This is a genomic window from Hymenobacter ruricola (genome assembly GCF_015694525.1).
Lineage (GTDB): Bacteria > Bacteroidota > Bacteroidia > Cytophagales > Hymenobacteraceae > Hymenobacter > Hymenobacter ruricola.
This window is the reverse complement of record NZ_JADQDM010000002.1, coordinates 722,897-736,654: the sequence shown is the minus strand read 5'-3', so window position 1 is coordinate 736,654 and position 13,758 is coordinate 722,897. Positions and strand designations below refer to the sequence as shown.

The window sequence follows — 13,758 nt, the reverse complement described above, 5'->3', positions numbered from 1 at the left end:
TGTCTCTGTTTGATTTAGCCATGTTTTTAGAACCTACCGCCCCACCATCGGCAATACCGCCACGCTCTCGTGCCCGGCCGCGTCAATGCTCGCCACGCCGAAAATGAAGTTGTCCTTGCTAATGGACAAATCGGCCGTGAGGCCCGAAACCGGGATGCGCTGCTGCCACTGCGGGGCGCTGGTTTCGCGCACCAGCACCACGTAGCCGCTGGGCCGGGGGCCGGCGGCGGGCGCCTGCCAGCGCAACTCGGTGCGGTTGGTGAGGTTGGCGGTGAGGACTTCGACTTTGGCGGGCGCGGCGGGGGCCAGGGCCAGCGCGGCCATGGTGGCGAGGTTGATGCCCGCGTTGCGGCGCAGGTAGGCGAAGTCCATGCCCTCAATGACGTCGCCGTAGGCGCGGCCCTTTTCGGTGCGCAGGTCCTGGTGCTGGTGGGTGAAATCCTCGTTCATTTCGGTGAAGCGGACGGCGGCGAAGCCCTGCTGGTTGAAGGGCGTGTGGTCGCCGCCGCGCAGGAAGCGGTCGGGGCGGTACTCCAGCACGGCCTGGTGGCCGTGGCCGTAGAGCTGCGCCGCGCGGGCAATGAAGCGGGCCAGCTGGCGGCTGGGCGCGTCGTTTTCGGAGCTGAGCTGGCGGCGGGTTTTGGCCTGCTCGGGCGTCTCATTGGCCGGCACGCCTTCGCTGAACACGCGCAAGTGCTGGTCGTCGCTGATTTCGGGGTCGAAGCCGTGCGAGTTGCCCACGATGTCGTTGTTGAGCATCGCAATCAGGTTCCAGCCTTCTTTTTTGGCGCGCTCGGCCAGGTGGCCGGAGCCGTAGAGGCCCTGCTCTTCGCCCTGCACGGCCACGAACTTGAGGGTGCAGGGAAACCGCTGGCCGGCCAGCACGCGGGCCAGCTCCATCACCAACACGGTGCCGGAGCCGTCGTCGTTGGCCCCGGGCGCGTCGGCGGTGGCGTTCATCACATCGCTCACCCGCGAGTCGATATGGCCGCTCACCAGGATGACACGGGTGTCGGTGGGGTCGGTGCCGGGCAGGGTGGCCAGCACGTTGGCCATGAGCACGGGCCGGTTGATGCGGCGGCCGTCGGGTCGGATGGTGAAGGTGTCCATTTCCACCGTCATTCTTCCGCCGCCGGCTTTGCTGTATTTCAGAAACTCGTCGCGTACCCAGTTGCGGGCCGCGCCGATGCCGCGGGTGGGGCTCTGCGTGTCGCTCAGGGTGTGGCGCGTGCCGAAAGAAACCAGCTTGCGAACGTCGGCTTCCAGGTTTTTGGCCGAGATTTCATCCACCAGCTTCTGAATGGCGGGGTCGGCGGGCGGCAGGAGCGGGGCGGGCTTTTGGGCGAGGGCGGCGAAGGGCGCAAAAGCCAGGAAGAGAGCAGCAAGTTTCATAGGAAGAAGGAAGGTAGGGAATCGAATGACAGGAAGATGACATGAAACAAAATAAAAAAGAACGTCATGTCGAGCGCAGCCGAGACATCTCGCGTGCCGCTACCAATCCAATCGATTGAGTTAGTGGCGGCACGCGAGATGTCTCGGCTGCGCTCGACATGACGTTCGGAGGAAAGCCATGCTGGCGAGAACTAGCCGTTACCCCTTCTGATAAAACGGCTCTACCGTGCGGAAATAGGGGTTCACGCCTTCTTCCGAGTTCACGTCCAGCAGCATCAAGTCCACGAACTGGTAGGCGTTGGTCTGGCCTTGCAGCACGGGGCCGAGGTCTTGCATGAAGCTCGGGTCGGGGCTGGTGCTGACGAAGGCGAGGAGCAGGCGCGGCACGTCGGGGTTGTCGGCGAGCTGCATCTGGGCCAGGTAGGCGGCTTCGATGTGCGACTGGGTGGCGGCCCAGGCGGCGATGGCGTCGGCCACGGCCTGCGGGTACTCGGCGGGCTGGCTGAGCAGCACCTGGGCCTCGCCGCCGCCGGGCGAGAGCGGGCCGGTGAGCTGGCCGGCCAGCAGGGCGGCCACTTCGTCTTTGGGCAGGAGCTTGCCGGCCGGCGAGAAGGGGTTCAGCACGCAGTCCTGGCCCTGCACCATCTGGAAAAACGCGTGGCCCGGCAGGCGCACGTAGCTCATGGGCGGCTGCTCGATGCCGCCGTCGGAGAGGCGGGGCACGGAGGAGAAGATGGGCAGCTTGCCGTCGTTCAGTATCTGGAGCTGGATTTCCTGGCCTTCGGTGAGCGTCACTTCGCCGGGCTCCATGCCTTCCGTGGGGGCCAGTATCATCAGGATTTCTTCCTGGAGCAGGGCCTGGTAGAAGGCGGGCCGGGCATTTTCGTCGGTGGCGGCCAGCAGCAGGAGCTGCTCCAGCACGTTTTCGGGCTGGAAGGGCAGGGGCGGCGGCTCGGGCAGCTGGTACACCGGGGCCGGGGCCGCGGGCTCGGGCGGGGCCACGAATTTGGAGCCCTGGTAGCGGGGGCCGCCGGCGGGTTTTTCGGCGGCGGGGCCGGCGGGGTTGGCGGCGGGAGCGGGGGTGGCCGGGGTGTCGGCGGGTTTATTTTTCAGGAAGTCAAACAGGCCCATAATGGAATTGGAATGCAGATGGATTGGGGTGCAATCTACGGCGAAAAACGGGTTTCTGAGGGGTGGGAACAGAATGAAGTAGTACTCCAAAACGTCATGTCGAGCCTGTCGAGACATCTCGCGAGCAGCAGTAATTAGTTATACTTTCTCAAGCGAGATGTCTCGACAGGCTCGACATGACGTGCTGGGTTTTCGCGTTTGGAATACCCACTCGGGGTTAGAATGCCCGCTCACGGCACGCGGCAGGCATCCAGCTGCTGCTCCACCTCGCGGATGGTGCGCGGAGAGGCGCTGTTGCCCCAGTGGGTTTCGATGAAGTTCAGCAGGTTGGTGAGCTGGGCGGGACTCAGGGCCTTGTTGCCGGGCATCACGTTGTGGTAGGCCACGCCGTTCACGATGATGACTTCGCGCTGGCCGTTGCGCAGCAGGCAGGGCAGCTCGGCGCGGTGGTCCGTCAGGTAGTCGGCCCCGGCCAGGGGCGGGATGAGGCGGCCCAGGCCCTGGCCCTCGTCGCCGTGGCAGCCGGAGCAGTGCTGCGCGTACAGCTTCTCGCCCTGGTGGCGGTTGTTGCTGAAGCAGCCGGGCAGCAGCAGGAGCAGGGCGGCGAAGGGAAGGGAAGAGCGGAGGGTCATGGAAAATAACGGTCGCAGAACGTCAGGCAGAGCTAAAGAACGTCATGCTGAGCTTGTCGAAGCATCTCGCGTGCCGAAGTAATTACTATTGCGCGCGAGATGCTTCGACAAGCTCAGCATGACGTTCTGGATTGAAGACACGCTAGCCAGACAGCCCTTCATTTCCGGGCCACGCCCTTCCGGCGGCCGTCTACTTCGGCCAGCAGGATGGGCAGCTCCTGTAGCAGGCGGGCCACTTCTTTGGGGTTGAGGCTGTCGTAGAGGCCGCGGATGTGGCCCTGGTCGTCCACGAGGGCGAAGGTGCCGTTGTGAGCGAAGCCGCCGGGGGCCTGCTTGTCGGGCAGGGCGGCGGTGAAGTAGGCCTGAGCCAACTGAAACACGGTGTCGCGGGCGGTGGGTTCGCCGTGGGCGCCGGTGGTGGCGAAGTGCCAGTTGCGGGCCGTGCCCACGCCCAGGCGCTCGGCGTAGTCGCGCAGCACCGGGATGGAGTCGTGGGCCGGGTCGATGGTGTGCGAGAGGAAGGCCAGCTCCGGTTTCTGGCCGAATTGCTTGTACACTTTCAACAGCTCGGCCTGCATTTTGGGGCAGATGCCGGGGCAGGTGGCGAAGAAGAAATCGGCCACGTAGGCCCGGCCGGCGAAGCTTTGGTTGGTGAGCACCTGCCCGAACTGGTCGGTGAGGCGAAAGGCGGGCACGGCGGCGTACACGGTGTCGGCGGGGCCGCCGTCGGCACGGGGCACCACGTCGCGCTCGCCCATGATGGGCAGCCGGGCGGCTTGTTTCGGCGCTTCGGTGCAGGAGGTGAGCAGGGTGGCCGCCAGCGTGGGCAGCAGCAACAGGCGTCTCAACATATTGATAGGTAATAGGCTACTTGGAAGCGGGGGGCGGTACGTCGCCGGCGGCGGGGTGCTCGGTAGTGAAGCGCACGGCCGAATCCAGCGTGGCGCGGTACTGCCGGCTGATGCCGGCCAGAATCTGTTGCTGCTGCCGGAAATAGGCCACCCGGGCGGCCGGAGTGGCCGTGGTGTCGGGCGCTTTGTACCGATGCATCCAGCTCATCATGGCGGCATCGGCGGCCAGCAGGCCGTGGATGTAGGGCGCGGCGGCCTCGGTGTGGTAGCCCGAAAGCTTGGCCTTGTACTCGTAAAGCTTCGAGGTTTCGGCCATCAGCGAGTCGTGGCGGTTCATGAGGGCCATCTCGGCGGCCGATGCTTCGGAAGGGGCGCCGTTTTCGCTGATGGTGCCGGGCGAGCAAGCGGAGGCCAGGGCAGCCAGGGCCAGCGGGAAGAGGTTTTTCGGGGCGATGTTCACGGCGCAAAGGTACGGCCGGCGGGCGTGAGGGAAGGGTGAGGCCGTGGTTGGCAAAGGCGTGGCGACGGTTTGGAAGCCTGTGTCGAGGCTTTGGAAAGGCGTGGCGGGAGTTTGGAAAACGGAGACTAGGATTTTTCTATGCGTGACTTGGATTTGGAAACCCGTGGCGGGGGTTTGGAGACTCGCGGCGAGGATTTGGGCAGCAGAGGCGAAGGTTTGGATGCTTAGGGCGGGGCTTGGGAAAGGCGTGGCCGGGGTTGGGCTCATTGAGGCGGGGGTTGGGAAAAAGCCGAAATCAAAAGCCCAGGCTGGCCGGTTGAAGGGGGCGTTGCGTAGAGCCAGCAGGCGCTGCCATCCCATTAACCACTTCACCTACCGTTTCGCTTTATGAAAACCCGCCAACTCGGCCGCTCCGGCCTCACCGTTTCGGCCCTGGGCCTGGGCTGCATGGGCATGTCCGACTTCTACGCCGGCCAGGACGACGCCGAAAGCACCCGCACCCTGCACCGCGCCCGCGAGCTGGGCGTGACATTCTTCGACACCGCCGACATGTACGGCCCCTTCAAAAACGAGGAACTGCTGGGCCGCGTTTTCAAAGGCCAGCGCGGCGGCATCGTGCTGGCCACCAAATTCGGCATCGAGCGCGACCCCACCGACCCCACCCGGCGCGGCATCAACGGCCGGCCCGAATACGTGAAAGCCGCCTGCGAAGCCAGCCTCAAGCGCCTCGGCACCGACTACATCGACCTCTACTACCAGCACCGCGTGGACCCCAACACGCCCATCGAAGAAACCGTGGGTGCCATGAGCCGGCTGGTGGAAGAAGGCAAAGTGCGCTTCCTGGGCCTGAGCGAGGCCGCGCCGGCCACCGTGCACCGGGCCGTGGCCGTGCATCCCATCGCCGCGCTGCAAAGCGAATATTCGCTCTGGACCCGCGAGCCGGAAGACGAAGTTTTGCCCGCAATGCGGGAGCTGGGCGTGGGCTTCGTGCCGTATTCGCCGCTGGGCCGGGGCTTCCTCACCGGCCAAATCCAGAAGTTTGAGGACCTGGCCGAAGACGACTACCGCCGCCACACGCCCCGCTTCCAGGGCGAAAACTTCCAGAAAAACCTCGACCTCGTGGCCCGCATCAACGACTTAGCGCAGCAAAAAGACTGCACCGCCGGCCAGCTGGCCCTGGCCTGGGTGCTGGCGCAGGGCGACGACGTGGTGCCCATTCCCGGCACCAAGCGGGTGAAATACCTGGAAGAAAACCTGGGCGCGCTGGAAGTGGAACTGACGCGGGATGAGCTGGCCCAGTTGGATGAAATCGCGCCCAAAGGCGCCACGGCTGGCCTGCGCTACCCCGCGGCCATGATGGGCTCGGTAAACGGCTAGCCGCTAGGCTCAAAAAGAACGTCCTGCTGAGCTTGTCGAAGCATCTCGCGTGCAAGAGTAATTACTTCGGCACGCGAGATGCTTCGACAAGCTCAGCAGGACGTTCTTTATTCTGTACGACGTCATTCTAACTCGGCAGCAGGTCAATCCAGCCGTCTTCGCTTACCACCACGGCCAGCATGGGGTACTTGCTGCTGTTGGCATAGCGCAGGGCCGAGTTGTAGCGGGCGCCGCGGGACGAGTCGCCCTTGTCGGTGGCCAGGCCGTCGAGGATGGCGCCGATGGCGTGGCACATGCCGTTGGGCTCGATGAGCACGGCCCCGTCGATGTTGGTGACCAGCTTGAGGACCGAGGGCGTCATGATGCGCGGCACCACCCGGAAGCACTGCCGCGTGAGGCGCTGGGCCTCCTGGGCTGCGCCGGTGCTGATGACCAGAATGGTGCCCGTGGGCTGCGTGCTGGCCTTTTGGGCCAGGTCCCAAAGGTAGTCGGTGCTGTCCACGTCGAGGCTGGGAAACACGATGCGCACGATGCGGGCAAAGTTTTCCTGGGCCACGCGGCCCTGCGGCAGGCGCGGCGTGTTGCTCACCACGCGCATGAGCACGTGGCCGGCGTGGCTCATTTCCCAGCTGTAGTGGTTGGTGAAGTGCACCGTGACCAGGGGCTCGTACTGCCCGTCGGACTCGGGCACCAGCTGGCCCAGGCCGAAGACGTGCGAGGCGTCCGAAATCAGGGCCGTGTGGCCCTCGCTCAGCTCCAGCAGCTTGCGGATGGAGCGGTGGTCGCGCATGGGCACGGGCGTTTCCAGGGTCAGCACCGGAATCACGGCCGGGTGCAGGCGCCGGCTCACCAGCATGGTCCCGATGCCTTCGTCGCCCTCGTGGCGCAGGGCGGCCACGCCGTTGCAGGCATCGTACAGGCCGTGGGTGCCGGCGGGGGCCACGCGCAGCATCAGCCGGCGGCCCGCCGAGCGCAGCAGCTCGTTGTAGTCGCGGTCGAGCACGGGCTGGTCGTTGTCGGCGGTATCCGCCTCGCGCAAAGCCCGCGAGCAGTCGTGCAGAAACTCCGTCACCGTGGCGTGGGGCAGGTTGGCGGGGCGGGCGCTGGTGGACTTGGGCAGGGCGTAGTAGCCGTCGTAGCAATCGGCCGAGAGCTGCAGCACCACCGTCACGAGGTAGCCCTGCAGGCTCACCGGCACCGAGCAGAAGGAGCGGCGGTTTTCGCGGCGGGCGCGGGTGAGGTCGTTGAGGGTGGTTTCGGTGGCGCGGCACATCAGCTCGTACCAGTGGTGCTTCTCGAACCGGTCGTGGTCGTTGGGGTGCAGGTGGTACACGGAGCCCTGCGGGCCGGTGTCGGCCTCCAGGGCGGCGGCGTGGGTTTTCACGTACCGGAAATCGGCGGGGGCGTAGCGGGCCGTGGGCGGCTCCACCACCACGGCGTCGGGCTCGTCGCCTTCTTTGGCCGAGGCAAAACCGAGCAGAAAAATCTCCGGCCGCAGGTTGCGGTCGAGCAAGTTAAACACCCCCTCGGCGAAGAGCTGGGCCGAAACGCGAAACAGACTTTGGTGTTCCCACATGGGCAAATACAAGACGGCCGGGCCTCGCTGCGGCCCCGGCTTCAGGCCGAACTACGGAAAAAACCGCCGGATAGAGGTATAGCCAAACAAATTTCCTGTTTTCGGGCTTCATCTGCCGCTCAGAAATTCGTAACTTCGGCCCCCCGCCGGCCCTGCCGCCGCCGGGCTTCCACCGCCCTTTCGCACGCCAGCCTATGCTCTTCGTCGACATGCTTTTTGTGGTGGCGGTGGCCATTTCCTTCATCCCCATCCTCACCGGCTACTGCGCCCAGAGCCGGGGCCGCTCGTTCTGGCTGTGGTTTGTGCTGGGCTGGGTGCTGCCGCTGGCCTCCTTCTTTCTGCTGTTCGCCCTCATCGCCCGCGAAGAGCTGGACCCCGGCCGCCGCCTGCTCGGCGAAGCCCGCCAGATTTTGCGCGAAGCCGAAGCGAAGGCCAAAGCGCTGGCGAAGGAATAGAGCAGGAGCGGGAATTGTCATTGCGAGCGTAGCGAAGCAACCCGTCCTGTCAAAACCAGACCTTTTCTTTTGTGACAAAGCCCCGACACCGCACCGCGTCGGGGCTTTCTAATTGATAGGGTTTTTGGGAAAGAGCATTGGCCGCTGAGAGAGGACGGATTGCCACGCTGCGCTCGCAATGACAAACGACTTACTTGCCTTCAACTCAGCCTCACCAAAATCCCCCGCGCCGCCCACGCCCCGGTGCTGAAGCAGCCTTGCAGCAAATAGCCGCCCGTGGGCGCTTCCCAGTCCAGCATTTCGCCGGCCACGTAGGTGCCCGGCCGCTGCCGGAGCTGCAGGTGCTCATCTACTTCCGAAAAGGGAATGCCGCCGGCCGTAGAAATGGCTTCGTCCAGCGGGCGCAGGCCGCTCACGGGCAGGGGCACGGCCGCCAGCAGTTCGGCCAGGGCTTCCGGTGGGTACGTGGCCACGGCTGGCGCCGCCTCGCGCAGCAGCGTGGGCACCGGCGCTCCCAGGCCCAGGGCCTTGCGCAGAAAATCGGGCAGCGAAGCGCTATTTCGGCGCTGGCGCAGCCGGGCCAGCAGCGTTTCGGGGGGCAGGTCCGGCTTGGTGTTCAGAAAAAGCGTGGCCGGACCCGTGGCCAGCGCCGTGCGAAGCTGGGGCGTGAGGGCATACACCGGCGTGCCCTCGATGCCGTATTCGGTCAGCATGGCCTCGCCGCGCAGCGGCGGGCCGTCGTTCACGCGCAGGCTGATGTTTTTGAGCGGCGCCCGGCCAACTTTCTGCTTAAAGAACTCCGACCACGCCACTTCCGCGCCGCAGTTGGCCGGGGCAAAGGGCGCAACGGGCACGTCGATTTCCCGCAGCAGCGGCACCCAGGCGCCATCCGAGCCGGTTTTGGCCCAGCTGGCGCCGCCCAGGGCCAGCACGGTGGCGGCGGGCTCCAGGGTGGTTTCCTGCCCGCTAGTTTCGTCGCGCAGCCGCAGCCCATTGGCCCCATCAAAGCCCATCCAGCGCCGGCGGGTGTTGATTTCAACGCCCAGTTCGCGCAGCCGGCCCAGCCAGGCCCGGAGCAAGTCAGCGGGCTTGTGCGCCGCCACCGGAAAGATGCGCCCACTGGTGCCCACAAAGGTTGCGATGCCCAGGTCGGCGGCCCAGGCCCGCAGGTCGTCGGGCGAAAAGTACGTCAGCAGCGCCCGAAAGCGCGTTTCCTCGGCGCCGTAGCGGCCGGCGAAGGGCTCGGCGTCCTCGGCGTTGCTTAGGTTGAAGCCGCCGTGCCCGGCCACCAGAAACTTGCGCCCCACCGTGGCCTGGGCCTCGTACACGCGCACCTTCAGGCCGCCTTCGGCCAGCCGCTGGGCGGCCAGCAGGCCCGCCGGTCCCCCGCCGATAACGGCCACAAATTCTGCGCTCACGCTTCGCTCTCCTGAATGAGCTGGCGTCGGTAGCGGGCCAGAATGTCGGTTTTGAGGATAAAGCCCAGGTAGCGGCCGTCCTCTTCGCACACCGGCAGCGCCCAGAATTCGTGCCGGTCGAACAGGCCCAGGGTGTGTTCCAGGTTGTCGTTGGGGCCCACCACGGCCTCCACGGGCTTCATCAGCTCGCGCACGTGCGTGGTGGCGTAGTGGGCGTCGTCAAACAGCGCGTCGCGCACCGAATTCAGGCTCACCACGCCCAGCAGCCGGCCGCCGGCCGCCACCACCGGAAACAGGTCGCGCGAGGAATGCCGGAAGATGTCAACCAACTCGCCCAGCGTGGTGCTGGGCCGCACCGGAATGAAATCGGTTTTGAGCAGCTGGCGCGGGTCGAGCTGCGCCAGCAGGCCCCGGTCGCGGTTGGCGTACACGTCCACGCCCCGCGCCGTGAGCTTGCGGGTATAGACAGAATAAGGCTCGAAGTACTTGGTGATGAGGTAGGAAGAGCTGCTCACTAGCATCAGCGGCACAAACAGGGCGTACCCGCCCGTGATTTCAGCAATGAGGAAGATGGCCGTGAGCGGCGCGTGGATGACGCCCGCCAGCGCGCCGGCCATGCCCAGCACCACAAAATGCACTTCGGGAATGTGAATCAGCCCGCTCAGGTTTATCAGGCGGGCAAAGAAAAACCCCGCCAGCGCCCCCGTAAACAGCGACGAGCCGAACATGCCCCCGTTGCCCCCGCTGCCCACCGTGATGCTGGTGGCCACCACCTTCAGCAGCATGCTGAACACCACCAGCACCAGCAGCAGCCAGGGGTTGTTGTCCTGGTACACCGAGAAAATGCTGGCGTCGGTGATGTGCTCGGGGTGGCCGCGCAGCAGCAGCTCCACCGTGTTGTAGCCCTCGCCGTACAGCGTCGGAAACAGGAAAATAAGGCCGCCCAGCGTGAGGCCGCCCAGCAGCACCTTGCGCCAGTTCAGCCCCGGCCACCGCTCAAAAAAATGCTCGAACCAGTGGTAGGTCCGAATCATATACACCGAGAAAAAGGCCGTGAACAAGCCCAGCAGCACGTAAAACGGCACCGCATCCACGGGCCAGCTGGTGGTGATGAGCACGAAAGGCTGGCCGGCGTACAAGGCTTTTGAAATCACCGTGGCCGTGGCCGAGGAAATGAGCAGGGGGATGAAATACTGCGCCGGCAGCTCCAGCAAGATGGTTTCGACGGCAAACAGCACGCCCGCGATGGGCGAGTTGAAGATGGCCGCCACGCCCGCCGCCGCGCCGCAGCCCGTGAGCAGGCGCCGCCGCCGCCGGTCCACGTGCAGCACCCGGCCCACGTTGGAGCCCAGGGCGGCCCCCGTCACCGAAATGGGCGCCTCGGTACCGGCCGAGCCCCCGAAGCTGACGGTCAGAAACGCCGTTATCATTTGCGAGTAGAGCTTGGAGCGGGGCACGATGCTGCCTTCGCGGGCCGTGTTGTAAATGATGGGCCCGATGCCGCGGCCCAGCTGCCCGCCCAGCAAATACTTGGTGACCAGCACGGTAAGCGTGATGCCGACGATGGGGTAAACCGACAGGGCAAATACCCGGTTGGGCTCCGTCACGGCGCTTTGCAACAGCTGCGACTGCGCCCGGACGCAGGTTTTCAGCAGCACCGCCGCCAGGCCCGCCGCCCCACCCACCAAGATGCTCAGAATGAGCATGTACATCCGTTCGCTGATGTGGCGGGCCCGCCAAACCAGCAGCGGGCGCAACAAGCGGTGAACGGCGTGGTGGTGCATAAGCGAAAGCGGAAAGTCAACGCAGAAGCATCAACGCAAATAAAATGCCGACAGATGCACAGCTCTTATAGCCGAAAGTATCTTCTTCGTCCTTGCTGATTCGGAGGCCGGGGCCGGCGGGTTGCTTGGCATGGCCTCTCAGGCCGGCGGCTGCGGGCAGCTCACTTCGCGGCGGGCACGCCCTGCAGGTACGTCCGTTTCAGGTGGGCGCCGAGTTGCAGCAGGTTGGGGTCGTGCTCGTAGAGCAGGTTGCGCCACAGGCTCTGGATGAGCAGCAGCAGGAGCTGGGTGGTCATTTCCGGGCTGGGCGTGCCCAGGTCGGTGAAGGCTTGCTTGAGCAGGCTGTCAATCGGGCTCATGAAGCGTTGGAAGTACTTCTGCACCAGCGGCCGGTTGAATTCCTTGTCCTGCATCTTCCAAAAATCGGGCTCGTCGTGCACCAGCTTATAGGGCAGGTCGATGACGTTTTCGACCAGCACGCGCGGGTTTTTCTCGGTCAGAATGCCGCGGTTGGCTTCCACAATGCGCCGGAAGCCCTGCTTGATGAGGTACTCAAACAGCTTTTCCTTGCTCAGAAAGTACTTAAACAGCAACGCCTCCGACACCCCGGCGCCCTTGGCAATCAGCAGGGTGGAGGTGCTGTCGTAGCCCCGCTCGCCGAACAGCTGCAGGGCCGCCTGCTCAATTTTAGAATGACTGGTCATAGCCCAACCGAATATAAATAAACCGCCAAAAATCAGTCCCAGGGCCCTTTTCAGACCTAGCCCGGCGGCAAGATAAGGCCGACCGCAGGCATTTGGCGTGCCCGCCGCTTCCGCCGCCCGGTGTTTCATTCAACGCCTCACTTTGGCTGCGCCTCATTTCCTAAAACAATACAGCCGGCCAAATCGAACGCATTCGACTCAGCCGGCTGTAACGTGTTGACCTCTGCATGCCGTAGCTCCTAGGGCGGAGACCCGAACAGATTCAACCGATGTTTTCCTAGGTGGGGTGGGATACACCTAGCGAAAGAGGACGTGGGAATTGGCTGACCGGTCACCGTGATTTCCGATAGCGAAACAAAGGTAGGTGAGCGTTTGCTAAAGCCGTATAAGTGTTAGCTCACTATTGGTAAGCAAACACTCACTAGCCTTTTGGTCAGGGCACTAATTTTCAACGGTCGGGCCCGCTTATAGCTCCATGATGTCCTCGTTCCAGAGGGTGGGCTCGGCTTCGATGAACTCGTTCATCATGTCGACGCACTCTTGCAGGTCGAGGTCGACCACTTCCACGCCGTGGCTTTCGAGGAAGGCGCGCGACTCGCCGAACGTGCGCGACTCGCCCACGATGACCTTCGGGATTTTGAACTGCACGATGGTGCCGGCGCACATGTAGCAGGGCATCAGGGTGGTGTAGATGACGGTGTCGCGGTAGGTGCGCTGGCGGCCGGCGTTGGTGAGGCAGTCCATTTCGCCGTGCTTGATGGCAGAGTCTTCCTGCACGCGCTTGTTGTGGCCCTGGCCCACAATTTTGCCGTCGCGGATGAGCACCGAGCCGATGGGGATGCCGCCTTGCGAGCGGCCCAGGCGGGCCTCGTCGATGGCGGCTTGCATGAATTCGTCTTTGCCGGGGGAGGAGTTTTGGGGTTGCATAGGAAGTGGAGTGAAGTAAAAAAGGTGCTTAGTGGCTGCTTTGCAGGTACAAAAGTGTGGTGCGGTAGGGGCGGCTCGGGGTGTACTTGTCGTTGATGATGAAATAGCCGCCTTTGTAGGCGGCGATGCCTTCCCAGTTGTAGCCCATGTAGGGCTCGGGCAACTCCCACAGGGGCTGCCAGGTGAAGCGGTTGTTGTGGAACGCGATGTCTACCAGTCGGCAGTAGTTCTTGAAGCCGGTGGGACCGGTAATGAGTTTGGTGTTGGCGGAATCGGTGGCCGGGACGCGGTACACGGCATCTTCGCCGTCGCCTTTGAAGAAGTAATTGATGGCCGTGAAATGATTTTTTCCGACCGGGGTAATATCCGTGATGCGGAACGGCAGCGGGGTGAATGGGAGCTGGAGCGGGACCGGCGCGGAGGGGCGCGGGCGCTTATCAAAGCCGCAAACGTAGTTCTGGCCGGGAAAGGAATTGTACTCGAAAAAAGCAACCAGCTGCTTTCGGGCTTTGGTTATCGCCTCAAATCCGGCGTTGTAAACGTGGGAGCCGTCGGCGGCCAGCGGCTTGGGCAGCGCCGCCAGCAACTGGTTGTCCAGGATGACCGCCGTGGAGGTGATGCGGCCTTTGAGAATGTAGCAGCTGGTGGAAGGGGTAGCCGTTTCAACGGAGAAATAGACGGTATTGCCGTCAATTAGCATGGCCTCAAGCCCTTCGTAATCTTGGCCGCTTGCTTTCATCTGGCCCCGCAAACCCGGCAGGCCGGTGATGGGCAGCTTCCGAAAGGGGAGCACGTAGGCGGTATCCCGCAGTTTGCGGTCCAGGTCGGCGAGCGGCACGGTGTAGAGCTTGGCTTCGGCCTTGTCTTGCAGCCGGCTTTCCGACAGCAAGTAGAGCTTGCCGCGGCTGATGGCGAGCCCGGAAAACTGGTTGTCGTAGAACGCCAACTCCTTGGGCAGCGAAACCGGGCGCACCGTGAACGGAGGCGTTTGCGCCAACGCCGGCCGTAAGCTCAGGACCAGCAACAGACTCAGAACGTACTTCATTGGGTG

The 13,758-nt window shown here is 64.2% G+C and carries 13 protein-coding genes; 2 read left to right on the top strand and 11 right to left on the bottom strand.

The window, feature by feature from the left end:
• Positions 1–33: 33 nt before the first annotated feature.
• The 5 genes from I2H31_RS07285 to I2H31_RS07265 all read right to left on the bottom strand — a co-directional run bounded on the left by I2H31_RS07285 (position 34) and on the right by I2H31_RS07265 (position 4,466).
• Positions 34–1,392 (bottom strand): M28 family peptidase, encoded by a 1,359-nt coding sequence (locus I2H31_RS07285; RefSeq protein WP_196292326.1) that lies wholly within the window; start codon positions 1,390–1,392, stop codon positions 34–36.
• A 198-nt stretch (positions 1,393–1,590) separates the two neighbouring features.
• The gene (locus I2H31_RS07280; protein ID WP_196292325.1) at positions 1,591–2,523 is read right to left on the bottom strand and encodes an enhanced serine sensitivity protein SseB C-terminal domain-containing protein; all 933 of its coding nucleotides are present in this window, start codon (positions 2,521–2,523) and stop codon (positions 1,591–1,593) included.
• A 230-nt stretch (positions 2,524–2,753) separates the two neighbouring features.
• Positions 2,754–3,155 carry a c-type cytochrome gene (locus I2H31_RS07275; RefSeq protein WP_196292324.1) on the bottom strand — a complete coding sequence of 134 codons (402 nt, stop codon included), beginning with the start codon at positions 3,153–3,155 and terminating at the stop codon, positions 2,754–2,756.
• A 158-nt stretch (positions 3,156–3,313) separates the two neighbouring features.
• Positions 3,314–4,006 carry an SCO family protein gene (locus tag I2H31_RS07270; protein ID WP_196292323.1) on the bottom strand — a complete coding sequence of 231 codons (693 nt, stop codon included), beginning with the start codon at positions 4,004–4,006 and terminating at the stop codon, positions 3,314–3,316.
• A 16-nt stretch (positions 4,007–4,022) separates the two neighbouring features.
• Complete coding sequence (locus I2H31_RS07265; protein ID WP_196292322.1) at positions 4,023–4,466, bottom strand: hypothetical protein; 444 nt, start codon at positions 4,464–4,466, stop codon at positions 4,023–4,025.
• A 387-nt stretch (positions 4,467–4,853) separates the two neighbouring features.
• Between I2H31_RS07265 and I2H31_RS07260 the strand changes: the two genes are divergently transcribed.
• Positions 4,854–5,843 carry an aldo/keto reductase gene (locus I2H31_RS07260; protein ID WP_196292321.1) on the top strand — a complete coding sequence of 330 codons (990 nt, stop codon included), beginning with the start codon at positions 4,854–4,856 and terminating at the stop codon, positions 5,841–5,843.
• A 127-nt stretch (positions 5,844–5,970) separates the two neighbouring features.
• On the opposite strand, the gene I2H31_RS07255 is transcribed toward I2H31_RS07260, so the two are convergent.
• On the bottom strand, positions 5,971–7,419 hold the full coding sequence (locus I2H31_RS07255) for a diadenylate cyclase (protein WP_196292320.1): 1,449 nt from the start codon (positions 7,417–7,419) through the stop codon (positions 5,971–5,973).
• 194 nt (positions 7,420–7,613) lie between these two features.
• On the opposite strand from I2H31_RS07255, the gene I2H31_RS07250 reads away from it, so the two are divergent.
• Positions 7,614–7,874 (top strand): hypothetical protein, encoded by a 261-nt coding sequence (locus I2H31_RS07250; protein ID WP_196292319.1) that lies wholly within the window; start codon positions 7,614–7,616, stop codon positions 7,872–7,874.
• A gap of 200 nt (positions 7,875–8,074) precedes the next feature.
• Here I2H31_RS07250 and I2H31_RS07245 read toward each other — a convergent pair whose 3' ends face one another.
• From I2H31_RS07245 to I2H31_RS07225, 5 genes are all read right to left on the bottom strand, one after another.
• On the bottom strand, positions 8,075–9,292 hold the full coding sequence (locus I2H31_RS07245; protein ID WP_317192194.1) for a BaiN/RdsA family NAD(P)/FAD-dependent oxidoreductase: 1,218 nt from the start codon (positions 9,290–9,292) through the stop codon (positions 8,075–8,077).
• On the bottom strand, positions 9,289–11,076 hold the full coding sequence (locus I2H31_RS07240) for a chloride channel protein (protein WP_196292318.1): 1,788 nt from the start codon (positions 11,074–11,076) through the stop codon (positions 9,289–9,291). Before I2H31_RS07240 ends, I2H31_RS07245 begins: the two co-directional genes overlap by 4 nt.
• A gap of 161 nt (positions 11,077–11,237) precedes the next feature.
• Positions 11,238–11,780, bottom strand: coding sequence for a TetR/AcrR family transcriptional regulator (locus I2H31_RS07235; protein WP_196292317.1), 543 nt, complete (start codon positions 11,778–11,780; stop codon positions 11,238–11,240).
• Between the two features lie 465 nt (positions 11,781–12,245).
• Positions 12,246–12,707 carry a nucleoside deaminase gene (locus I2H31_RS07230; protein WP_196292316.1) on the bottom strand — a complete coding sequence of 154 codons (462 nt, stop codon included), beginning with the start codon at positions 12,705–12,707 and terminating at the stop codon, positions 12,246–12,248.
• Between the two features lie 28 nt (positions 12,708–12,735).
• Positions 12,736–13,752 carry a hypothetical protein gene (locus I2H31_RS07225; RefSeq protein WP_196292315.1) on the bottom strand — a complete coding sequence of 339 codons (1,017 nt, stop codon included), beginning with the start codon at positions 13,750–13,752 and terminating at the stop codon, positions 12,736–12,738.
• Between the last annotated feature and the right edge of the window lie 6 nt (positions 13,753–13,758).

Excerpts from the sequence above, each read along its gene's own strand:
- I2H31_RS07285 (WP_196292326.1), bottom strand. The coding sequence starts at position 1,392 with ATGAAACTTGCTGCTCTCTTCCTGGCTTTTGCGCCCTTCGCCGCCCTC.
- I2H31_RS07250 (WP_196292319.1), top strand. The coding sequence starts at position 7,614 with ATGCTCTTCGTCGACATGCTTTTTGTGGTGGCGGTGGCCATTTCCTTC.
- I2H31_RS07260 (WP_196292321.1), top strand. The coding sequence starts at position 4,854 with ATGAAAACCCGCCAACTCGGCCGCTCCGGCCTCACCGTTTCGGCCCTG.
- I2H31_RS07280 (WP_196292325.1), bottom strand. The coding sequence starts at position 2,523 with ATGGGCCTGTTTGACTTCCTGAAAAATAAACCCGCCGACACCCCGGCC.
- I2H31_RS07235 (WP_196292317.1), bottom strand. The coding sequence starts at position 11,780 with ATGACCAGTCATTCTAAAATTGAGCAGGCGGCCCTGCAGCTGTTCGGC.
- I2H31_RS07275 (WP_196292324.1), bottom strand. The coding sequence starts at position 3,155 with ATGACCCTCCGCTCTTCCCTTCCCTTCGCCGCCCTGCTCCTGCTGCTG.
- I2H31_RS07270 (WP_196292323.1), bottom strand. The coding sequence starts at position 4,006 with ATGTTGAGACGCCTGTTGCTGCTGCCCACGCTGGCGGCCACCCTGCTC.
- I2H31_RS07230 (WP_196292316.1), bottom strand. The coding sequence starts at position 12,707 with ATGCAACCCCAAAACTCCTCCCCCGGCAAAGACGAATTCATGCAAGCC.
- I2H31_RS07255 (WP_196292320.1), bottom strand. The coding sequence starts at position 7,419 with ATGTGGGAACACCAAAGTCTGTTTCGCGTTTCGGCCCAGCTCTTCGCC.
- I2H31_RS07225 (WP_196292315.1), bottom strand. The coding sequence starts at position 13,752 with ATGAAGTACGTTCTGAGTCTGTTGCTGGTCCTGAGCTTACGGCCGGCG.
- I2H31_RS07240 (WP_196292318.1), bottom strand. The coding sequence starts at position 11,076 with ATGCACCACCACGCCGTTCACCGCTTGTTGCGCCCGCTGCTGGTTTGG.